21 protein-coding genes are annotated in these 21,023 nt (G+C 73.3%); 12 read left to right on the forward strand and 9 right to left on the reverse strand.

The annotated features are described in order from the left end of the window. Window positions 1-10: 10 nt before the first annotated feature. Complete coding sequence (gene aspS, locus ACFPGP_RS12105) at window positions 11-1,321, reverse strand: aspartate--tRNA(Asn) ligase (protein WP_378590432.1); 1,311 nt, start codon at window positions 1,319-1,321, stop codon at window positions 11-13. Between the two features lie 412 nt (window positions 1,322-1,733). Between aspS and ACFPGP_RS12110 the strand changes: the two genes are divergently transcribed. Then, entirely contained in the window at window positions 1,734-2,702 is a 969-nt protein-coding gene (locus tag ACFPGP_RS12110; RefSeq protein ID WP_378590434.1) for a DUF389 domain-containing protein, read from the forward strand. On the opposite strand, the gene ACFPGP_RS12115 is transcribed toward ACFPGP_RS12110, so the two are convergent. Further along, window positions 2,678-3,604, reverse strand: a complete 927-nt coding sequence (locus ACFPGP_RS12115; protein WP_378590436.1) for a GNAT family N-acetyltransferase — start codon at window positions 3,602-3,604, stop codon at window positions 2,678-2,680. The genes ACFPGP_RS12110 and ACFPGP_RS12115 overlap by 25 nt on opposite strands. A gap of 56 nt (window positions 3,605-3,660) precedes the next feature. On the opposite strand from ACFPGP_RS12115, the gene fdxA reads away from it, so the two are divergent. The 3 genes from fdxA (at window position 3,661) to ACFPGP_RS12130 (ending at window position 5,832) form a co-directional block, all read left to right on the forward strand. Continuing rightward, window positions 3,661-3,987, forward strand: coding sequence for a ferredoxin (gene fdxA / locus ACFPGP_RS12120; protein WP_378590438.1), 327 nt, complete (start codon window positions 3,661-3,663; stop codon window positions 3,985-3,987). Then, the gene (gene dapC, locus ACFPGP_RS12125) at window positions 3,984-5,105 is read left to right on the forward strand and encodes a succinyldiaminopimelate transaminase (RefSeq protein ID WP_378590566.1); all 1,122 of its coding nucleotides are present in this window, start codon (window positions 3,984-3,986) and stop codon (window positions 5,103-5,105) included. Before fdxA ends, dapC begins: the two co-directional genes overlap by 4 nt. Before the next feature lie 115 nt (window positions 5,106-5,220). Next, window positions 5,221-5,832, forward strand: coding sequence for a GyrI-like domain-containing protein (locus tag ACFPGP_RS12130; protein ID WP_378590440.1), 612 nt, complete (start codon window positions 5,221-5,223; stop codon window positions 5,830-5,832). Window positions 5,833-5,851: 19 nt separating this feature from the next. On the opposite strand, the gene ACFPGP_RS12135 is transcribed toward ACFPGP_RS12130, so the two are convergent. From ACFPGP_RS12135 to ACFPGP_RS12145, 3 genes are read right to left on the reverse strand one after another with little or no spacing between them, the layout of a single operon-like run. Continuing rightward, the gene (locus ACFPGP_RS12135) at window positions 5,852-6,817 is read right to left on the reverse strand and encodes a VldE C-terminal domain-containing protein (protein WP_378590442.1); all 966 of its coding nucleotides are present in this window, start codon (window positions 6,815-6,817) and stop codon (window positions 5,852-5,854) included. Between the two features lie 5 nt (window positions 6,818-6,822). Next, complete coding sequence (gene dapD / locus ACFPGP_RS12140; RefSeq protein WP_378590444.1) at window positions 6,823-7,776, reverse strand: 2,3,4,5-tetrahydropyridine-2,6-dicarboxylate N-succinyltransferase; 954 nt, start codon at window positions 7,774-7,776, stop codon at window positions 6,823-6,825. A 57-nt stretch (window positions 7,777-7,833) separates the two neighbouring features. After that, window positions 7,834-8,541 carry a hypothetical protein gene (locus ACFPGP_RS12145; protein ID WP_378590446.1) on the reverse strand — a complete coding sequence of 236 codons (708 nt, stop codon included), beginning with the start codon at window positions 8,539-8,541 and terminating at the stop codon, window positions 7,834-7,836. Between the two features lie 116 nt (window positions 8,542-8,657). Here ACFPGP_RS12145 and ACFPGP_RS12150 point away from each other — a divergent pair, with 116 nt between their 5' ends. Then, a complete protein-coding gene (locus ACFPGP_RS12150; RefSeq protein ID WP_378590448.1) occupies window positions 8,658-9,509 on the forward strand; it encodes a hypothetical protein in 852 nt (283 codons plus the stop codon). Window positions 9,510-9,520: 11 nt separating this feature from the next. Here the strand turns inward: ACFPGP_RS12150 and ACFPGP_RS12155 are convergent, their stop codons facing one another. After that, entirely contained in the window at window positions 9,521-10,072 is a 552-nt protein-coding gene (locus ACFPGP_RS12155; RefSeq protein ID WP_378590450.1) for a DinB family protein, read from the reverse strand. Window positions 10,073-10,192: 120 nt separating this feature from the next. Here ACFPGP_RS12155 and ACFPGP_RS12160 point away from each other — a divergent pair, with 120 nt between their 5' ends. Continuing rightward, window positions 10,193-11,056: a hypothetical protein gene (locus ACFPGP_RS12160; RefSeq protein WP_378590452.1), complete on the forward strand. Its 864-nt coding sequence runs from the start codon at window positions 10,193-10,195 to the stop codon at window positions 11,054-11,056. 264 nt (window positions 11,057-11,320) lie between these two features. Next, window positions 11,321-14,578 (forward strand): isoleucine--tRNA ligase, encoded by a 3,258-nt coding sequence (gene ileS / locus ACFPGP_RS12165; protein WP_378590454.1) that lies wholly within the window; start codon window positions 11,321-11,323, stop codon window positions 14,576-14,578. A gap of 30 nt (window positions 14,579-14,608) precedes the next feature. On the opposite strand, the gene ACFPGP_RS12170 is transcribed toward ileS, so the two are convergent. Next, window positions 14,609-15,454: a TIGR03619 family F420-dependent LLM class oxidoreductase gene (locus ACFPGP_RS12170; protein ID WP_378590456.1), complete on the reverse strand. Its 846-nt coding sequence runs from the start codon at window positions 15,452-15,454 to the stop codon at window positions 14,609-14,611. Between the two features lie 162 nt (window positions 15,455-15,616). Here ACFPGP_RS12170 and dapE point away from each other — a divergent pair, with 162 nt between their 5' ends. The 5 genes from dapE to ACFPGP_RS12195 are packed head-to-tail and all read left to right on the forward strand — an operon-like array spanning window position 15,617 to window position 19,269. Continuing rightward, window positions 15,617-16,711 carry a succinyl-diaminopimelate desuccinylase gene (dapE, locus tag ACFPGP_RS12175; protein ID WP_378590458.1) on the forward strand — a complete coding sequence of 365 codons (1,095 nt, stop codon included), beginning with the start codon at window positions 15,617-15,619 and terminating at the stop codon, window positions 16,709-16,711. Continuing rightward, complete coding sequence (locus ACFPGP_RS12180; protein ID WP_378590460.1) at window positions 16,708-17,526, forward strand: LOG family protein; 819 nt, start codon at window positions 16,708-16,710, stop codon at window positions 17,524-17,526. The genes dapE and ACFPGP_RS12180 overlap by 4 nt, the downstream gene beginning before the upstream one ends. 33 nt (window positions 17,527-17,559) lie before the next feature. Further along, window positions 17,560-18,036: a DivIVA domain-containing protein gene (locus ACFPGP_RS12185; protein ID WP_378590462.1), complete on the forward strand. Its 477-nt coding sequence runs from the start codon at window positions 17,560-17,562 to the stop codon at window positions 18,034-18,036. Between the two features lie 15 nt (window positions 18,037-18,051). Continuing rightward, entirely contained in the window at window positions 18,052-18,474 is a 423-nt protein-coding gene (locus ACFPGP_RS12190; protein WP_378590464.1) for a hypothetical protein, read from the forward strand. 3 nt (window positions 18,475-18,477) lie between these two features. Further along, window positions 18,478-19,269 carry a M14 family metallopeptidase gene (locus ACFPGP_RS12195; RefSeq protein ID WP_378590466.1) on the forward strand — a complete coding sequence of 264 codons (792 nt, stop codon included), beginning with the start codon at window positions 18,478-18,480 and terminating at the stop codon, window positions 19,267-19,269. 26 nt (window positions 19,270-19,295) lie between these two features. Here the strand turns inward: ACFPGP_RS12195 and ACFPGP_RS12200 are convergent, their stop codons facing one another. Then, window positions 19,296-20,090 (reverse strand): enoyl-CoA hydratase/isomerase family protein, encoded by a 795-nt coding sequence (locus ACFPGP_RS12200; protein ID WP_378590468.1) that lies wholly within the window; start codon window positions 20,088-20,090, stop codon window positions 19,296-19,298. A gap of 34 nt (window positions 20,091-20,124) precedes the next feature. After that, window positions 20,125-20,901 carry a PaaX family transcriptional regulator gene (locus ACFPGP_RS12205; RefSeq protein ID WP_378590470.1) on the reverse strand — a complete coding sequence of 259 codons (777 nt, stop codon included), beginning with the start codon at window positions 20,899-20,901 and terminating at the stop codon, window positions 20,125-20,127. Window positions 20,902-21,023 lie beyond the last annotated feature (122 nt).

Here is a 21,023-nt window from a genome sequence, read left to right on the forward strand (position 1 = left end):
CGCCGGCTCCTCACGGGGTGAGGCGGTTCAGGTCGCGCGGGAAGAGCGTGACCTCGCGGACATTCTGGGCCCCGGTGAGCCGCCCGGTCCACCGCTCCAGACCGATCGCGAAGCCGCCGTGCGGCGGCATGCCGTGCTCGAAGGCCTGGAGGTAGGAGGCGTACGACGCGGGGTCCTCGCCCCGGGCGCGGATCGCGGCGTCGTACTCAGAGGGCTGGTGCAGCCGCTGCCCGCCGGTGACCAGCTCGAGCCCGCGGAAGAGCAGGTCGAAGCTGTTGGACCAGCGCGCCGGGTCGTCGGCCGGCCCCGACCAGGGGTGGGTGTAGAACGGCCGCTTGGCCATCGGGTACCCCTCGACGGCCACGAAGTCGCTGTCGTGCTCCTCTCGCGCCCACGCCCCGAGCGCCCGCTCGTGCTCGGGGGCCAGGTCGGGCTCGTCGTCGGGCGCGCCCACCAGCGCGAGCGCGTCGCGGAAGTGGATCACCGGGATCTCCTCGGGCACGACCGGCACGTCGGCGCCGGTCAGTGCCACCGCCTCCCCCGCCCGCTCGTGCACCGCCGCGACCATCCCGGCCAGCACCTCGCGCAGCACCGTGAGCACGTCGCGGTGGTCGCGCACGAAGCCGAGCTCGGCGTCCAGCGAGACGTACTCGGCGAGGTGGCGCACCGTGTCGTGCGGCTCGGCGCGGAACACCGGCCCGACCTCGTAGACCCGCTCGAAGACGCCGACCATCTGCTGCTTGTAGAACTGCGGGCTCTGCGCGAGGTAGGCCGGCCGGCCGAAGTAGTCGACCTCGAACACGTTGGCGCCCGACTCGGTCGCCGAGGCCACGAACTTGGGCGTCTGGATCTCGGTGAAGTCGAGGCCGTCGAGCGTGCTGCGGAAGCCCTGCAGCGACGCCGCGGCCAGCTGCCAGCGCGCCTTCTGCGCCGGGTGCCGCCAGGTCACCGGCGCGTGGTCGAGCAGGGTCGGCAGGCTCGCGGTGAGCGCGGGCCGCCACAGCTCGACCGGCGGCGTGGCGGCCGGCTCCGTGAGCAGGGTGATGGTCGGGCCCGTCACCTCGACGCCCCCGGGCGCCTGGGCGTTGGCGGTGGCGGTGCCGACCACCTCGACGGTGGTCTCCTCCGGCGGCACCTCGCTCCCCGCGGGCAGCACCACCTGGGCCAGCCCGCTGCGGTCGCGCAGCACGAGGAAGGTGACCGCCGAGAGCTCGCGGCGGCGGTGGACCCATCCCTGCAGCCGGACCGTCGAGCCGGGCTCGGCGGCGGGGAGGGCGGAGCAGAGGGTGCGGGGCGTGGCCCCGGGTGTGTCAGTGGTCATCGTGTCCTCCAGTGGCGTGGAGCCCTGGAGGTGTGGGCGGGGGCCAGGTCGCGGTGCCACCACACCTTCGCCGAGGATCTCGGCCTCTCGTCGGTACGCCGGGACGCGCGGACCGCGCTGTCACGAGGGTCGTCACTCCTCACGCGGTCGCGGAGATCCTACCCGGGCCCTGGCTCTCGGACCGCATCGTTTCCGGTGCTGGCGGCGGATCCCATGCGTCACTTCAGCCACTCAAAACGCGGGTTGACCCGTGAATTGGTCACTGTCTGATGGTTGTTTCGGTGCGAAGGAGACCAATTCGCTGGTTGACCCGCGATTTGTCCCGACCCGACCCGACCCGCCGCCGCCTCGCCGGCCCCCGAGCGGCGCGAGCCTGTCGAGCCCACGGCGGGCCGGGTCCTAGCCTGACCTCGTGCTGACCCACCTCCGGCTGACCGTGCCCGCCGACCTCACCGAGCGGGTGCAGCAGCTGCTGCTCGACCACGAGTGCACCACCAACGTCACGCTCCAGACGGGCGTCGTGCTCCAGCCGGAGGGCGACCTGGTCGAGTGCGACGTGGCCCGCGAGCAGGCCGAGCAGGTGCTCCGGGCCCTCGACGACCTCGGCCTCGACGAGCGGGGCGGCATCGTCGTCGAGTCCCCGACCGGCACGCCGTTCGCCGCCGCCCGCCGGCTCGAGGCCGCGGCGCCCGGTCACCCCGACGACGCGGTGATCTGGGAGTCGGTCGAGTCGCAGGCGTACGCCGGGGCGGTGCCGACGGTGTCGTTCCTGCTCTTCCTGGTCTTCGCGGTGCTGCTCGCCGCGATCGCGGTGATCACCGACTCCGCGATCCTGGTGGTCGGCGCCATGGTCGTGGGCCCGGAGTTCGCCGCGATCGCCGCGATCTCGGCCGGCATCGTGCTGCTCCGCTGGGGGCTGGTGTGGCGCAGCCTGCGGATGCTCGTGCTGTCGTTCGCCTTCGCGGTGGGCGTGGTCACCCTGATCGCGCTGTTCTGGAAGTGGATCGGGTGGATCACCCCCGAGCTCGTCACGAAGGCCCGCCCCAACACCGGCTTCATCTGGCACCCCGACAAGTGGTCGTTCATCGTGGCCCTGGTCGCGGGCGCCGCCGGCGCGCTCGCCCTCGCGATCCAGAAGACCGCGACCATGGTCGGCGTCTTCATCTCCGTGACCACGGTGCCGGCGGCCGGCAACCTCGCGCTGGGCCTGGCGGTCTGGGAGCCCAGCGAGATCATCGGCTCGCTGGAGCAGCTCGGCGCCAACGTCGCCGGCATGGTCATCTCCGGCACCCTGCTGCTGCTCGTGGTGCGCACGTCGTGGCCGTGGATCACCAGCAGCACCGAGCGCGTGCTCGGCTACCGCCCCGGTGGCGCGAGGTAGCGGTAGGCGTGGTGGGTGGTGAAGCCCAGGCCGGCGTAGAGCGCGCGGGCAGGCGCGTTGTCGGCCAGCACCTGGAGGTACGCCGTGGTCGCGCCCTGCTCGGCCCCCCAGTCCAGGAGGGCGTCCATGACCGCCAGCCCGAGCCTGCGCCGGCGAGCTTCGGGCCGCACCTCGATGCTGCGGAACCCGACCCAGTCCTCGTCGTACGCCGCGATGCCGGAGGCGAGGTCGCCCAGCCGCGCCTCGACCACGCCGGGGTGGGTCCCGACGAGCTCGACGTCCACCGGCGCGGCCTGCGGCCTCGAGCGCAGCGCGCGCCGGACGGTCGCGACGCCGGCCAGCTGGAAGAGCGTGTCGTCGTCGTTGCTCTCGGCCACCCACCCGTGCCCCCGGAACAGCGCGTCCTCGGCGGAGTCCGGCAGGACCGCCGCTATGGGCCGGTCGTAGAACGCGACCACCCGGGCGTACGCCGCGTCGTCGCCACCCGCGACCCCGGACGGGCCGAAGGCCAGCACCGAGTTGGCCCGGCGCGCGGTCGCGGTGGGGGAGCGGCGCAGCACCCAGTCGCCGAGCACCTCGGTCTCGAGGTCGGGCCACAGCGCGAGCGCGCGCACCTGCGCGGCGCGCGGCTCGATCCGCAGCCGGGCCGAGGGGCGCGGGGGCACCGGCTTGCCCGAGACGATGTCGGCGATCCGGATCTCGACCGGCGCACGGTCGGCCGCTCCGGGCCCGTCGGGCGCGACCACGCACACGCCGTCGCCCCACGACAGGCAGGTGCCGAGCACGTCGGTCATCGCCGGGCCGCCGGACGGCCCGGTCTCGCCGGGCAGCACGCGGCGCACCACGACGCGCAGCCCGACGACGTGGGGGCCCAGACCGTGGCCTTCCGGGGGTGACGGCACGCCGGGATACTAGGCTGTCCGTCGTCCCGCAGCCGATGTGTCTACAGGAGGTACTGGTGACCTACGTCATCGCCCAGCCGTGCGTCGACCTCAAGGACCGGGCGTGCGTCGACGAGTGTCCCGTGGACTGCATCTACGAGGGCAAGCGGATGCTCTACATCCACCCCGACGAGTGCGTCGACTGTGGCGCCTGCGAGCCGGTGTGCCCGGTCGAGGCGATCTTCTACGAGGACGACACCCCGGAGGAGTGGAAGGAGTACTACACGGCCAACGTGGGCTTCTTCGACGACCTCGGCTCGCCGGGTGGCGCCGCGAAGATGGGCGTCATCGACAAGGACCACCCCTTCATCGAGGCCCTCCCGCCGCAGAACCAGGACCACTGAGCCCCCTCCCGCCCCGGCCGGCGGTCTCCTCGCGCCTGCCGGACTTCCCGTGGGACCGCCTGACGTCGTACGCCGCGCGGGCGCGCGCGCACGCCGGCGGCATCGTCGACCTGTCGATCGGCACGCCGGTCGACCCGACGCCGCAGGTCGTGCAGGACGCGCTGCGTGCGGCAGCCGACTCGCCGGGCTACCCGGTGACCGTCGGCCGGGTCGAGACCCGGCAGGCGTGCCTGGACTGGCTGGCCCGTCGCACGGGCGCCACCGGTCTCGGGCTCGACGCCGTGCTGCCGGTGATCGGCACCAAGGAGCTGATCGCTTCCCTGCCCCTGCACCTCGGGCTCGGCTCGGGTGACCTGGTCGTCTGGCCCGAGCTGGCCTACCCGACCTACGAGGTGGGCGCGGCGCTGGTCGGCGCCCGCGGCATCGCCGCCGACTCCCTGACGGCGCTCGGCCCGCAGCGACCCGCGCTGCTGTGGCTGAACTCGCCGTCCAACCCGACCGGCCGGGTGCTCCCCACCGCGCACCTGAAGAAGGTCGTGGACTGGTGCCGCGACCGCGGCACGCTGCTGGTCTCCGACGAGTGCTACGTCGAGTGCGCGTGGGAGGCCGAGCCGGTCTCGGTGCTCCACCCCGACGTCTGCGGCGGCACGACCGAGGGCATCCTCGCCGTCCACTCGCTCTCCAAGCGCTCCAACCTCGCCGGCTACCGGTGCGGCTTCGTCGCCGGCGACCCGGCGCTCGTCGCCGAGCTGCTCGCCGTCCGCAAGAACCTCGGCCTGATGGTGCCCGGGCCGCAGCAGGTCGCGATGGTGGCCGCCCTCGAGGACGATGCGCACGTGCGCGAGCAGCACGCGCTCTACGACCGCCGCCGCCGCTGGCTGCGCGACGCGCTCGTCGGCGCGGGCTTCCGCATCGACCACTCCGAGGCCTCGCTCTACCTGTGGGCGACCCGCGACGAGGACTGCTGGGACACCGTCTCCGCGCTCGCCGACCTCGGCGTCCTCGTCGCGCCCGGTGCCTTCTACGGCCCCGCCGGCTCCCGTCACGTCCGGGTCGCCTTCACCGCCACCGACGAGCGGGTCGGCGCCGCCGTCGACCGCCTCGCCACGCTGGCCTGACGACGCGCCCCGGGCCATCGCCGGCCGACCGCGGCACTACTCCGATCGGGACCTCCGCCCCTGTGATCGGGCCTCGGCCCTCGCGCAGGCTTGGAGGGGAGAGGGAGGAGCAGGCATGCCGTCCATGGACATGGAGCACAGCCTCGAGGCGTCCTACCGGGCCCGCCGCACACCGGCCTGGGTCGGGCCGCCGTCGGGCCAGTTCCTCATGGTCGACGGCCGCGGCGACCCCAACACCGTGCCGGAGTACGCCGCGAGCATCGGCGCGCTCTACCCGCTGGCCTACGGCCTGCGCTTCGCCCTGAAGAGGGCCGGCACCGTGGACGCCAAGGTGCTGCCGCTGGAGGGGCTCTGGTCGCTCGCGGACGGACGCCACCACTGGGCCGCGGCGGACCGGGCCGCCTGGTGCTGGACGATGATGATCCGGGTCCCCGACCAGGTCACGGCCGAGCTCCTGGAGCAGGTCCGCGAGCAGGCCGGCCGCAAGGCGGACGTGTCCCCGAGGCTCGCGGACGTCCGCCTCGACCGCTACCACGAGGGGTTGTGCGCGCAGGTCCTGCACGTCGGGCCCTACGACCAGGAGGGCCCCACGATCGAGGGCCTGCACGCCTTCATCGAGGCGGCCGGCCGGCACCTGTCCGGCGACCACCACGAGATCTACCTCAGCGACCCCGGTCGCACGGCTCCGGAGCGGCTGCGCACCATCCTGCGCCAGCCCGTCCGCTGACCCGGGCGAGGTCGCAGGCTCACTCGAACACGTCGACGTGCACGTGGTCGCGGTGCTCGAGCACCGCCCGGTCGCCCTGCTCTGAGGGTGGGTCGTAGTCGCGCCACCCGTCGCCGGAGCGGCTGCCGGAGGTCCAGATCCGGGCGTCGAAGATGACGTTCTGGATCCCCAGCCGGTCGGCCTGCGAGACCAGGTACGACGCGATCGCCCAGCCGCGCCGGTTGTTCTCCTCCGAGACCGGCCGCACGAAGACGTCGAGCGCCCGGCCGTCGTAGTGGGTGGAGCCCTCCATGTGGCCGCTGCTCACGCCGCCCGGCGCGAAGCCCCCGAGCGGCAGCGGCCCGAAGGCCGCCTCCAGGTCGCGGCGCACGAGGTCCGCGCGCGGCGTGAGGCCGGAGGGCCGGAGCCTGTCCGAAGCGGGCTCCGCGTCGCCGTCGAGCGTGCACGAGAAGACGTGGGGCGAGTACCCGGTCAGCGCCGAGGCGAGCACCCGGGCGTCGGGCTCGTGCTCGGCGTACGCCTCGGGGTAGCCCGAGCGCTGCACCTCCTGCGCGGCCTCGGTGATCTCCATCGTGTCGTAGCCGTCGACCTCCTCGAGCGCGTCGTAGAAGGTGTTGATCGAGTAGTACGGGTCGAGGATCTCGCGGGGCGTGCCCCAGCCCTGCGAGGGCCGCTGCTGGAACAGCCCCAGCGAGTCGCGGTCCCCGGACTCGAGGTTGTAGAGCTTCGACTCCTGCATCGAGGTCGCGACCGCGATCGTCACCGCCCGCGCGGGCAGGCCGCGGCGCACGGCGATCGCGCCCATCAGTCCCGCGTTCCCGGCCTGCTCCGGCGTGAGCGCGACCGACTCCCCGTCGATCTCCGCGGTGCACCGCTCGGAGTGCAGGTACGGCGACACCTGGTCGTAGAAGTGCGAGCCGACCCCGACCGCTGCCACCACCAGCACGCCAGCTCCCACGAGGACGACCGGCCAGCGTCTGCCCACCGGAGCTAGTTGGCGTGCAGGTCGGCGTTGAGCGCGATGCCCTCGCGCTTCCACGGCACGGCCTCGACCGTGCCGGTGACCGAGTTGCGCCGGAAGAGGACGTTGCTGGCGCCCGAGAGCTCGCGTGCCTTGATCACCTTCGGCTTGTGGTCCATGTCGAGCACGGTCACCTTGGTGCCGGCGGTGACGTAGCAGCCGGCCTCCACCACGCAGTCGTCGCCGAGGGAGATGCCGATGCCGGCGTTGGCGCCGAGCAGGCAGCGCCGCCCGATCGAGATCACCTCGCTGCCGCCGCCGGAGAGGGTGCCCATGATCGAGGAGCCGCCGCCGACGTCGGAGCCGTCTCCGACGACCACGCCCGCCGAGATCCGGCCCTCGACCATCGAGGAGCCGAGCGTGCCGGCGTTGTAGTTGACGAAGCCCTCGTGCATCACGGTGGTGCCCTCGGCCAGGTGCGCGCCGAGGCGCACCCGGTCGGCGTCCGCGATCCGCACGCCGCTGGGCACGACGTAGTCCACCATCCGCGGGAACTTGTCGACGCCGAGGACGGTGACGTGGCGACCGGCGGCCCGCAGGCGGGCGCGCGTGGTCTCGAAGTCCTCGACGGCGCACGGCCCGGCGCTGGTCCACACGACGTTGGTGAGGAGGCCGAAGACGCCGTCCATGGCGATGGTCCGCGGCGCGACGAGCCGCGACGACAGCAGGTGGAGGCGCAGCCAGACCTCCTCGGTCGAGGACGGGGCGGACTGCAGGTCGTCGACGACGACGAGCCGCACCTCGCGGACGACGTCGCGGTCCTCGTCCTTGCCGGCGAGGGCCGCGAGCTCGGCCGGCTCGTCGTGACCCTCGGGAGGGGTGCCCAGCGAGGGGCGCGGGAACCACACGTCGAGCACGGTTCCCGCGGAGGAGAGCGTCGCGAGGCCGAAGCCCCAGGCAGCCGTGGGGGGAGTCGTCGTCACCGGTCCAGCCTACGGGCGCCCCGGCGGGGCCGGGGCGCCCGGTAGCGGCTGGTCGGCTCAGCGCAGGCCGAAGCTCCGCAGCAGCGCGCGACCCTGGGGGCCGACCTTGTTGCTGGTGGTCGTCCGCGCGAAGACGTTCGCGCTCTTCGCCTCGTAGGTGATGCCGTCGAGCAGGACGCCGCCCCCGCTGGAGCCGCTGATGTAGACCGACCCGGCGGGCACGAAGATGCCCGGCGAGGCCAGCGCCTTGCCGGTGATGACGAGCAGGCCCGAGGTGCCCATCACCCGCAGCTGCGTCTTCGCCGGCCGGAAGTCCTTCGGCAGCTTGAAGATGAGGCCGTCCTCGGGCTCGCCCGTGGCGTCGCAGTTGGCGTCACCACCCGGGCCGTCGGCGACGAACGGGATGCCGGCGAGGTGCACGGTGCCGAAGCGGTCCTTGCGGAAGCTGGTCTTCGCGACGCCGGGGAGCTGGAGCGAGCCGTTCTGCCAGATGCAGTCGCCCTGGCCGCCGGTGGAGAACTTCGGGGCGCCGGCCGAGCCGACCGCCTTGTACTTCGACTCCTTGACCAGGTCGGCGGACTTGAGGCTGCCGTCCTTGACCTTCGCCGAGGTGACGGCGTCGTCCTTGATGTCGCTGGTGCCGATCGTGGCCGCGGCGTAGCCGGCGCCGGTGGCGGCGACGACGAGCGCGAGGACGGCCACCAGCAGGGCGGCCGGTGAGGCCGACTGGGCGAGGCGGTGTGGCAGGGAGTGGGAGCGGAGCACGAGTTCCTCCTGGTCTGGGCCGATCCCGGTGACCGGTCTAGCGGCGAGGTTCGCAGGAGCTCTACCGTGCCCGCACCCGTGGTCTAGAGTGCTGCCACTCCGGGGGGAGGAGATCCGTGTTCTTGCGCCGCGTCAACCGTTCCGCCACCGTGCCGGCAGTGCTCGGGGCGTTGCTGCTGCCCGCGCTCCTCGTCGCGCTGCCGGCGGCCGCGTCCGGCGGACGCCCGCTGGCCGAGCCGACCCACGTCACGCTCGTGCGCGACACGGGCATGCCGACGACGAGCGATCCCGCCCGCACGATCGGTGCTGCCGACGCCTGGGCGCGGCCCACGGCGGGTTCGACCACGGAGCTCTCGGTGTCGGTGATGCTCAGCGGCGTCCCGACCCCGGATCACGCCGCCGACCTCCGGATCGCCCTCGGGCAGCTGTCCGAGGACGGCTGCGCCGTGGTCGAGGAGTGGGTGGTGCGCACCGACGACGCGACGTACGCCGATCCTGCGGCGCCCGCCGGGCTCGTCGTCACCCACGCGGTGGCCGCCGGCGCGGCCTCCGGCAGCTTGTGCCTCGTCGTCTCGGTCACCGACCCCACCGACCCTGCCGCCACGGCCCTCGACCGGTGGACGGGCGCCGTCGAGCGGGTCGTGCCGCTGCGGGCGGCGCCCGGTCAGGCCCGCATCGTCGACGTCGGCCACACCCGGCTGGTTCCGCGGACCTGGTCGTGGGTCGAGGTCATCGTGCGGGTCCGCTTCCACGGCGTGACCTCGATCCGACTCGGCGGCCACGGCAAGGACCTGCGGGTGCAGCCGGTCACCGTGACCGGCGACTTCGGCAAGAGGGAGCGCGTGCTGATCACCCTCCCCGTGCGCCTCCGTGCGGGCGAGGCGCGCACGCTGCGGCTCGACACCGCGGTGGCCGGTGTCGCCCAGCCCCTGGTCGACCGCGAGCGGGTGCGGATCCGTCCCCGCTGACCGCCGGCCGGCTACTGGCCGGTGCGCCCGTCGATGCACTCGCGCAGCAGGTCCGCGTGCCCGACGTGCCGGGCGTACTCCTCGACCAGGTGCACGACGATGTCGCGGATCTCGGCCGGCTCCCCGTGGACGTCGACGTGCGCGCCGAGGTCGGTGGTGGCCCGCAGCACCTCCTGCCCGTGTGCGACCTCGCGCCGCCACGACGCCCACGCCTCGGCGACCACCTCGTCGTCGGCGACCGCGCCGTTGAAGTCGAGGTCCCGGTCGTCCTCGGACCAGTAGAGGCGGCCGAGCTCCGGCCGGCCCTCGAGCACCCGGCGGAACCACGAGTGCTCGACCTTGGCCAGGTGGCGCAGCAGCCCGAGCAGCGACATCGTCGACGGCGGGACCGAGCGGCGAGCGAGCTGCTCGGCGTCCAGGCCGTCGCACTTCATCTCGAAGGTCATCCGGTAGCGGTCGAGGTACTCGCTGAGCACCCCCAGCTCGCCGCTGGCGGGCGGGATGGCGGTGCGGGGGTCGTCGTCGGGATCGGCCCACATGTCGGGGTACTGGCGCTCGGTCACGAGAGACCACCCTGTCCGGCCGGGCCGGCCGCCGCAAACCTGGTTCCGGGCAGTTCGGCCCTGCCGGGAAGGACCCGGACCGGCCTACCGTGCAGGCACGGAGGACGAGGGGGACCGGGAGTGGCTGGTCGGCACGCGAGGTCCGGCGTCGCGGCGTGCGCGGTGGCGCTGGCGGCGGTGCTGCTCGCCGCGGTCCCCGCCGTGCTGGTGGCGCCGTCGCCCGCGGCGGGCGCCCCGACGGCGCTCGAGCGACGCTACTGGGTCTACGACGTGCGGCCCGCCGGCATGCCGGCCACCGACGTGCTCGCCCGGACGCTCGACTCCGTCGACGCCCAGCAGCTCGTCGCGTGGGAAGGAGGCCGTCTCGACGTCACGGTCGTCCTCGGCGCCGAGCCGACGGCGGACACCGACGGCCTGCTCCACGTCGGCTTCGGCCCGGACCCTGCGGGCGGGGAGTGCGTGCCGTCGTACGAGATCGTGACGGGCACGGCCGCGCCCGCGGACGGGGTGACCCGCGATGGCGCGACCCTGACGACGAGCCGGGCCCTGGCGTCCTACCAGGGCGAGCGCTGGCGGTGCTCGGTCGCGTGGCTCACCGCGCCGGGCGACACCGCGGTCACCGACCGGCTGGACGGCCGGATCGGCAGGTACGAGGTGATCGACCCCGCCGCCGAGGTCCGGATCCGCGAGGTCACCCACCGCCGGCTGCCGCGCGACCGCTGGTCCTACGTCCGGGTCCACCTGCGCAACGTCGGGTACGCCGTGCAGGAGATCCGGGTCCGCGGCCACGGGCGCGGGCTCGAGGTCGGCCGGGCGGTCGTCCGGGGCGACTTCCCCACCGGCGCGACGCTCACCCTCGACGTGCCGGTGCTGCTCGAGGCCCGGCGCCACCGCCACCTGACCCTCGTCACCCACCCCCGCGGCCACGACGTGGCCTTCACGTTCCCCGACGAGGAGCGGGTGCGGGTCCGGCCGCGCCGGTAACCGATTCGCGCCGGCTCCGGGCGCGCCGTACGCTTGCCGGCACAGGCGTCCGAGCCGTCATCAGCGGCGAGCCTCCGGAAGAACGTTGTGCGTCCACGGCCGAGCATGCGAGGCCGCAGGACGACCAGCTACTAGACCCGGACGGGTAGGCCCGTCACAGCCGTGAACGAGCGGTCCGTCGTACGGCGGGCAAGCGAGGTGGTACCGCGGCGAGAGTCGTCCTCGTGGTTGTTGACCGAGGACCGACCGCCAGGAGAACCGCCCATGACCTACCCGAAGGTCTCCACCGGTGCGCACCGCGCCGTCTCGTCGACCCCGAACTTCCCGGAGATCGAGGAGCGGGTGCTGGCGTACTGGAAGGACGACGACACCTTCCGCGCCTCGGTCGAGCAGCGCGAGGCGGGCGAGGAGGGCGCGAACGAGTTCGTCTTCTACGACGGCCCGCCGTTCGCCAACGGCCTGCCCCACTACGGCCACCTGCTCACCGGCTACGTCAAGGACCTGATCCCGCGCTACCAGACGATGCGCGGCCGCCGGGTCGAGCGGCGCTTCGGCTGGGACACCCACGGCCTGCCCGCCGAGCTCGAGGCGATGCGCCAGCTCGGGATGAAGACGACGCAGGAGATCCTCGACCTCGGCATCGAGCAGTTCAACGCCGAGTGCCGCAAGTCGGTCTTCCAGTACACCCAGGAGTGGCGCGACTACGTCACCCGGCAGGCGCGCTGGGTCGACTTCGACCACGACTACAAGACCCTCGACACCGACTACATGGAATCGGTGATGTGGGCCTTCCAGCAGCTGTGGGAGAAGGGCCTGGCCTACGAGGGCTTCCGCGTGCTGCCCTACTGCTGGAACGACGAGACCCCGCTGTCCGCGCACGAGCTGAGGATGGACGACGACGTCTACCAGAACCGGCAGGACCCCGCCGTCACCGTCGGCCTGCGGCTGACCGACGGCCCCGCCGCCGGCGCGCTGGCGCTGGTGTGGACGACGACGCCGTGGACCCTCGCGGCCAACCTCGGGATCATGGTCGGCCCCGACATCGACTACGTCGTCGTGGAGTCGGACGTCACGGGCACCACCGAGCGCTACCTCATCGGCGCGGCGCGCCTCGCGGCGTACGCCCGCGAGCTGGGCGAGGCCCCCGAGGTCGTCGCCCGCTTCGCCGGTGCCGACCTCGTGGGCAGCGCCTACGTGCCCCCGATGGCCTACTACGAGGGCCACGAGAACGCCCACCGGGTCTTCGAGGCCGAGTTCGTCACCGTCGACGACGGCACCGGGCTGGTGCACACCGCCGGCGCCTTCGGTGAGGTCGACAAGATCGTCACCGACCGCGAGAACATCGAGCCGGTCGTGCCGGTCGCCAAGGACGGCACGTTCGTGCACCCGGTCGACGACTACGCCGGCATGCACGTCTTCGACGCGAACCTCGCGATCATCGACCACCTCAAGGCAGCCACCCGGGGCGAGGGCGACCGCGGCCCGATCACCGCGGGCACGGTGCTGCTGCGCCGCGAGAGCTACGAGCACTCCTACCCCCACTGCTGGCGCTGCCGCGAGCCGCTGATCTACATGGCGGTGTCGTCGTGGTTCGTCTCGACCACGAAGATCCGCGAGCGCATGCTCGACCTCAACCAGGAGGTCCGGTGGGTGCCCGACCACGTCAAGGACGGGCAGTTCGGCAAGTGGCTGGAGAACACCCGTGACTGGTCGATCTCGCGCAACCGGTTCTGGGGCAGCCCGATCCCGGTCTGGAAGAGCGACGACCCGGCGTACCCCCGGATCGACGTCTACGGCTCGCTCGACGAGCTCGAGCGCGACTTCGGCGTGCGGCCCACCGACCTGCACCGGCCGTTCATCGACGAGCTGACCCGACCCAACCCGGACGACCCGACGGGGCGCTCGACCATGCGCCGGGTCACCGACGTCATGGACTGCTGGTTCGAGTCCGGGTCGATGAGCTTCGCCCAGGTGCACTACCCGTTCGAGAACGCCGAGTGGTTCGAGCACCACTTCCCGGGCGACTTCATCGTCGAGTACATCGGCCAGACGCGCGGCTGGTTCTACACCATGCACGTGCTGGCGGCCGCGCTCTTCGAGCGCCCGGCCTTCTCGACCTGCGTCTCGCACGGCATCGTGCTGGGCTCCGACGGCAACAAGATGTCGAAGTCGCTGCGCAACTACCCCAACGTCTACGAGGTCTTCGACCGCGACGGCGCCGACGCGATGCGCTGGTTCCTGATGTCGTCGCCGATCCTGCGCGGCGGCAACCTGGTCGTCACCGAGCAGGGCATCCGCGACTCCGTGCGGCAGGTGCTGATCCCGCTGTGGAACAGCTGGTACTTCTTCGCGCTCTACGCCAACGCGGCGGGCTACGAGGCGAAGCGCTCGACGGCGTCGGAGGACCCGCTCGACCGCTACCTGCTGGCCAAGCTGCGGGAGTACGTCGCGGACGCGACCGCGCAGCTCGACGACTACGAGGTCGCGAACGCCTGCGACTCCACGCGCGCCTTCCTCGACGTGCTCACGAACTGGTACATCCGCCGGTCGCGCGAGCGCTTCTGGGCGGCCGACGGGGTCGTGGACGAGGCGGCGTTCGACACGCTGTGGACGGTGCTCGAGACCGTGTGCCGGGTGGCGGCACCGCTGCTGCCACTGACGACCGAGGAGGTCTGGCGCGGGCTGACCGGCGAGCGGTCGGTGCACCTGACCGACTGGCCGTCGGTCGAGGACCTGCCGTCGGACCACCCGCTGGTCGCCGCGATGGACCAGGTGCGCGACGTGTGCTCCTCGGCCTCGGCGCTGCGCAAGGCCGCGGGCCTGCGCAACCGGCTCCCGCTGTCGACGCTGACCGTGGTCGTCGCGGACCCCGGGGCCCTCGCGGGCTTCGAGCCGATCGTGGCCGACGAGGTGAACGTCAAGCACGTGCGTCTGCTCGACGCCGAGGCGCCGGAGGCGGCGTCGTACGGCGTGGCGCAGCGGCTGACCGTGAACGCGCGGGCGGCCGGGCCGCGGCTCGGCAAGGACGTCCAGGTCGCGATCCGGGCGTCGAAGTCGGGCGACTGGTCGGTGGCCGAGGACGGCACCGTGACCGCGGGCGGGCTGGCGCTGGTCGAGGGGGAGTACAGCCTCGAGACCGTGGCCGCCGGCGACGACGACACGCACTCCACCGGGATGCTGCCGGGCGGCGGCTTCGTGGTGCTCGACACCGAGGTCACCCCCGACCTCGCGGCCGAGGGCCTGGCCCGCGACCTGGTGAGGGCGGTGCAGCAGGCGCGGCGCGAGGCCGGGCTCGAGGTCTCCGACCGGATCCGGCTCACCGTCGGCGGCACCCCCGCGGTGCTCGACGCGGCGCGGATCCACGAGGCGCTCGTGGCGGGCGAGACGCTCGCGACGTCGTACACCGTGAGCGAGGGGCACGTCGCCGGAGCAGGTGCCGAGGTCGTCGTCGGCGACGGCGAGAAGGCCGTGGTCGCCGTCGAGCGCGTCGTCGGCCACGAGGACCCCTCCGGAGCCCTCTGACACGCTGACCCGCCGTTAGTTAGCGGCGGGTCAGCGCAATTCGAGGCGGGCGGCGAGGCGGTCGAGGTAGGCGAGCACCTCGTCCTCCGGCTTGTCGGGCAGCCCCCAGATGACGTCGGTCGCGCCGGCGCGGGCCCACGCGGCGAGGTCGTGGGGGGAGGGGCGGGCGGCGACGAGCACGTGCACCTGCGGCGCGCCGTCGCGGCCGGCCTCGGCCCACGCGGCGCGCAGGGCGTCGCACTTGGCGGGGACGTCCTGCTCGACCGGGGTGGTCATCCAGCCGTCGGCGGTCTCGGCGATCCAGCGGAAGGTCTGCGGGCCGCCGCCGGCGCCGACCACGACCGGCACCCGCGCTTGCGTCGGCTTGGGCCAGGCCCACGACGGGCCGAAGGAGACGTGCTGCCCGTCGTACGCCGCCTCCTCCTCGGTCCACAGCGCGCGCATCGCCTCGACGTACTCGCGCAGGACCGTGCGCCGCTTGCCCGCGGGGACGTGGTGGTCGGCGAGCTCGTCGGTGTTCCAGCCGAACCCCGCGCCCAGCGTCACCCGCCCGCCGGAGAGGTGATCCAGGGTGGCGATCGTCTTGGCCAGCGTGATCGGGTCGGACTCCACGGGCAGCGCCACGGCGGTGCCCAGCCGGATCCTCTCGGTGACGGCCGCCGCGGTCGCCAGTGACACCCACGGGTCGAGCGTGCGGGTGTAGCGGTCGTCGGGCAGCTGCTCGCCGCCGGTCGGGTGCAGCGCGTCGCGCCGTACCGGGATGTGCGTGTGCTCCGGCACGTAGAACGTGTCGAACCCCCGCTCCTCCGCCGCCCGCGCCGCCACCGCCGGCTTGATCCCCCGGTCGCTCGTGAACAGCACGATCCCGTGTCGCATGGCCCTCAATCTAGAACACGTTCTATCCATGCCCGGTCGAGGTGGGAGAAATGGTCACTCCAGGTGGGAGGAATGGCGATCGTCCATCGCCATTTCTCCCACCTCGCGTCGCCATTTCTCCCACCTCGGCGGGCGGGGGTGGGGGGCTGGTTGGATGGGGGCATGCCGCTGGAGGAGACGACGACTGCGCTGGACCTGACACTGGATGCCGCGACGCTGACCGCGCGGCTGGTCGACATCGAGTCGGTGAGCCGTGACGAGGAGGCGATCGCCGACGCCGTCGAGGCGGCGTTGCGCGGGTGCCCGCACCTGGTGGTGAGCAGGCTGGGGCACAGCGTCGTCGCCCGCACCGAGCTCGGGCGCCCGGAGAGGATCGTGATCGCGGGACACCTCGACACGGTGCCGGTCAACGACAACCTGCCGTGCCGGTGGGAGGAGACGCCGGACGGCGTGGTCCTGCACGGCCTCGGCACCTGCGACATGAAGGGCGGAGACGCGATCATCCTGCGGCTGGCGGCGACCCTGCCCGAGCCGGCCCGCGACGTCACCTACGTGCTCTACGAGGGCGAGGAGATCGACTCGGAGTTCAACGGCCTGCGGCTGCTCGCCGAGAGCCACCCCGAGCTCCTCGAGGCCGACTTCGCGATCCTCATGGAGCCCAGCAACGCGGTCGTCGAGGCCGGTTGCCAGGGCACGCTGCGCGTCGACGTGCGGACGACGGGCGAGCGCGCTCACAGCGCGCGGAGCTGGCGCGGGGTCAACGCGATCCACCGTGCCGGCGACATCCTCGACCGGCTCAAGGCCTACGAGGGCCGGCGACCGGTCATCGACGGGCTGGAGTACCGCGAGGGCCTCAACGCCGTCTTCATCCGCGGCGGCGTCGCCGGCAACGTGGTGCCCGACGAGTGCGTGGTCGAGGTCAACTTCCGGTTCGCCCCCGACCGCAGCGAGGAGGAGGCCGCCGACTTCGTGCGCGAGTTCTTCGAGGGGTACGACGTGACCGTCACCGACAGCGCGCCGGGGGCGCTCCCGGGCCTGGGCCTCCCCGCCGCGAAGGCGTTCATCGAGGCGGTCGGTGGCGAGGTCGGCCCCAAGTTCGGCTGGACCGACGTCGCCCGCTTCACCGCGCTCGGGATCCCGGCCGTCAACTTCGGCCCCGGCGACCCGATGTTCGCGCACAAGCAGGACGAGCACGTGCCCGTCGCCCAGATCGAGCGCTGCGAGCAGGAGCTGCGCCGCTGGCTGGAGTCGCAGTGAGCGCCGACGACGGCCGGGAGCCCGGCACGACGCGGCCGTCGGGCAAGCCCAACCACCAGCCCACCAAGCAGCTCGGCCCTGTCACGCTGCGCCGCCAGCAGGTCGACGGCGGCAGCACCACCGACCAGCGGCTGCTCGACACCGGCGGCCCGACGGACTGGCTCCACGCCGACCCGTGGCGCGTGCTGCGCATCCAGGCCGAGTTCGTCGAGGGCTTCGGTGCCCTGGCCGAGCTCGGGCCGGCGGTCGGGGTCTTCGGTTCCGCGCGCACCCCGGCCGACCACCCGTCGTACACCCTCGCGGAGGAGGCGGGTCGCCGGCTCGTCGACGCCGGGTTCGCGGTGATCACGGGCGGCGGTCCGGGCGCGATGGAGGCGGCCAACAAGGGCGCCAGCGAGGCCGGCGGCACCAGCGTCGGGCTCGGCATCGAGCTGCCCTTCGAGAGCGGCCTCAACCCGTGGGTCGACGTCGGCATCAACTTCCGCTACTTCTTCGCCCGCAAGACGATGTTCGTCAAGTACGCCCAGGGCTTCCTGGTGCTGCCCGGTGGGCTCGGCACGCTCGACGAGCTGTTCGAGGCGCTGACGCTCGTGCAGACGCGCAAGGTGACGTCGTTCCCCGTGGTGCTGATCGGTCACGACTACTGGGACGGTCTCGTCGGCTGGCTGCGCGGCACGGCGCTCGCCGAGGGCAAGCTCTCCGAGCAGGACCTCGACGTCCTCACCGTCACCGACGACGTCGAGGAGGCCGTCGCGACCATGGTCCGGGCCCGCGAGGGGCGGTTCCCCAGCCCGCCGCCCCGGCGAGCCGAGTGACCGGCGCGGAGCGCGGCGAGGCAGGATGACGCCATGATGTGGCTCTTCGCGATCCTCCTGGTGCTCGCCATGGGGGGCATCGCGCTCCTGGCGGCCGGCAAGGGGACGCCGATGAGCGAGGTGTACGACGACCGGCCGGACGCCCTGGTGCCCGCCGAGGGCGACCTGACCGGAGACGACCTGCGCAAGGTCCGCTTCTCCCTCGCCTTCCGCGGCTACCGGATGTCGGAGGTCGACGCGCTCCTCGAGCGCCTGGCCTCGCAGGTCGACGCCCCGGAGGGCGGTCGGCCGACGCCCGGGACCGAGCCTGCGCACGTGGCCGAGCCCGCGACCGACCCCGTGCCGCCTGGGCCCGTCCCGGTCGCCGGGGAGCCCGGCGCCCACCGCGCCGAGGCGCCGGCGTCGGAGCCGGTCGACCTCCCGACGGACCAGCCGGCCGTGCCCCCGGTGGGCGAGCCCCCCATGGGCGAGCCGTCCGCGGAGGGCCGTGGCGAGCGCCGGAGCGACTAGGGCAGACTTCCAGCCGTGTCCGCCGAGGTGATCGTCTACATCCTGACCGCACTCGCGGCCGTCGTGGTCGTGCTCACCCGACTCCGGCTGGGCGGGGAGGGCGGGGCCGGCTCGATGGACGTCGGCCGGGGCCTGCTCAACGTCCACACGCTCTTCGGCACGCTGGCACTGGTCCTGTGGGTCCTGTTCCTCGTCGGGGACGACGAGTCCGTGCTCGGCGGCCCCGGCATGGGCATCTTCGCGCTGGCCTGCTGGTGGGTGACCGTGATCGCCGGGCTGCTGATCCTGGTCCGCTGGCTGCCGAGCCACGGCCGGCACGCGGAGACCGCCCGCCAGGACACCTGGTCCGACGGGCCCGGTCTCTCGGTCCTCGCCCACGTCGGCATGCTGGTGGGCGTGCTCGTGTTCACCGTCGCCTACCTCAAGGCCTGGGTCTAGCCGGTGCCGCGGCGTTCTCGGGTCTCCGCCGCACTCCTCGGCCTGCTCGCGCTGGCCGTGCCGCTCCTGCTGCCCCTGGGGGGCGCATCCTCCGCCGCCACCGGCGCCACGACGGCCGCGGCGCCCGACGCCGTGATCGGCACCCGGGTGCTCGGCACGACCCGCGGCGACCGCAAGATCCGGGCGTACCACCTCGGCGAGCCCGGCACGACCAAGGTCGTGCTGATCTCGACCATGCACGGCAACGAGGGGGCGACGCGCTTCATCCTCCGCTCGCTGGTGGAGGGCAAGCCGGTGCACGGCATCGACCTGTGGGTGGTGCCGGTCTACAACCCCGACGGCCTCGCGGCCGGCACCCGCAAGAACGGCCGGGGCGTCGACCTCAACCGCAACTACCCCTACCGCTGGGTCGACCTCGACGGCAACTACGAGTCCGGCCGCCGCGCGGCCTCCGAGCGCGAGACCCGGGCGATGATGAGCTTCCTGCGCGACGTGAGGCCGCGGTGGCTGCTGAGCTTCCACCAGCCGCTGCGCGGGGTCGACACCGACACCAAGCGCCCGAAGTTCGCCCGCCGGGTGGCGCGCGTGCTCGACCTCCCGCGCAAGACCCTCGACTGCGGCGGCGTCTGCCACGGCACCATGACCGGCTGGTACAACCACGAGTTCGCCGGCACCGCCCTCACCGTCGAGTACGGCGCCCACCCGTCGCGGAAGATGATGCGGGTGCTCGCACCCCGGCGGGTGCTCAAGGTCTTCGGCGCCTGGCGCGGCACGCCCCAGGCCGAGCCGCTCTGAGCCGCCGTCCCTGTCCCGCGGGCTGGCTAGCGGCCCTCGAAGACCGGCTTCTCCTTCGCCACGAACGCCGCGACGGCGGCCTCGTGGTCGCGGGTGGCGCCGGTCTTCTGCATCATCGCGCTCTCCACCGCCAGCGACTCCTCCAGCGAGTGGCCGGCGGCGAACACCACCGACTGGCGCATCGCGCCGAGCGCGACCGTCGGGCCGGCCGCGAGCCGGGTCGCCACCTCGCGGACGGCGTCCGCGAGCTCCTCGCCCGGGACCACGCGGGTCGCGAGGCCGAGCTCGAGCGACTCGGCGGCCGGCACCGTGCGCGGGAAGTAGAGCAGCTCGAAGGCCCGCGCCCGCCCGACCAGCCGCTGCAGGTGGTAGCTCGCACCGGTGTCGCACGACAGCGCGACGTTGGCGAAGGCGAGGTTGAAGCCGGCGGTGTCGGCGAGGATCCGCAGGTCGCAGGCGAAGGCGAGGCTCGCCCCCGCGCCCGCGGCGACGCCGTTGACCGCGGCGACGACCGGCTTGGCCATCGTGGCCAGCGTGGAGACGATCGGGTTGTAGTGCTCGTCCACGGTGCGAAACAGCGACTCGCTCGAGTCGCTGCGCAGGATCTCGATGTGCTCCTTGAGGTCCTGCCCCACGCAGAACGCCCGGCCGGTGCCGGTCAGCACGACGCACCGCGCCGCCGGGTCGTCGGCCACCGAGCGCACGACCTCCAGCAGCGCCTCCTTGGTGGCCACGTCGAGGCTGTTCATCGCCTCGGGGCGGTTGAGGGTGATCGTGGCGACGCCGTCGGTCAGGTCGAGGAGCACGGGGGAGTCGGTCATGGCCGCAGTCTGCCCGATCGACGAGGCCCGCAGCTCAGCTGCTCAGGCAGCGGGTGACGAAGCGCTCGGCCCCGGCGGCCAGCCGGTCGGCCTCGCGTGCGAAGAGGTCGGCGGCCGCCTGGCCCGGCCAGTCCGCGGGCAGCATCTCGGGCGGCAGCCCCGGGTCGGCGAAGAGGAACTTGCGCCACTCGTGCACGAGGTGGAAGCGCGCCGCGAACGCCGCCTCGTCGGGGTCGTGGTGCCCGTCGGTGTGCGCGACCACGAGCTCGGGGGCGCTGGCCAGCCACGCGTCGTACGCCCTGCGGAGGGCCTCGAGGTCCCAGGCCGAGGTGGGTGCCGGGTCGATCTCCGTGACCCGGGCGGTCCGGGCCGTGGCGCCCGCGACCTCGAGGACCGAGGCGAGCTCGGCCCGCTCGTGCGGGCTGATCCACACCTCCGGCGCCAGCTCGGCGTACCCCACGAAGCCGAGGTCGGCGCGCAGCCGGTTCCGGGCGGCGCGCTGGGTGGGTGGGTCGACCAGCACCAGCTGCCAGGTGCCGTCCCACGCCGGCTGCACGCGGCGGTAGATCCGGGCGGCGGCCTCGTCGAGCCGGCGCACGGCGCGGTCCGTCGCGCGGTAGCCGCGGACTCCGTCGACGAGCACCGGCGCCAGCCAGTCCTGGGCCACCATCCGCGAGATCGCGGTGCGCACCGCCGGTGCGGCGATGCCGACCGGCTCGAGGATGCGCACGAGAGCAGCCACCGGCGCCTGGTCCCCGCGGGTTCGCAGGTGGTCGCCGTACACGTCGAAGAGGGCCGACCGGGCGCGCACGGCCCCAGTGTGCCAGCACGTCCCTCGCTCCACCTGCGCGCCCTGTGGCCGGCGTCACGGTGCGATGGGGGATAATGGTCTGCACATACGACGCGAACGGGGTCTGCGAGGGCGCCGGTCGT

The sequence above is a fragment of the Nocardioides taihuensis genome, assembly GCF_042657275.1.
GTDB classification, from domain to species: Bacteria; Actinomycetota; Actinomycetes; order Propionibacteriales; family Nocardioidaceae; genus Nocardioides; species Nocardioides taihuensis.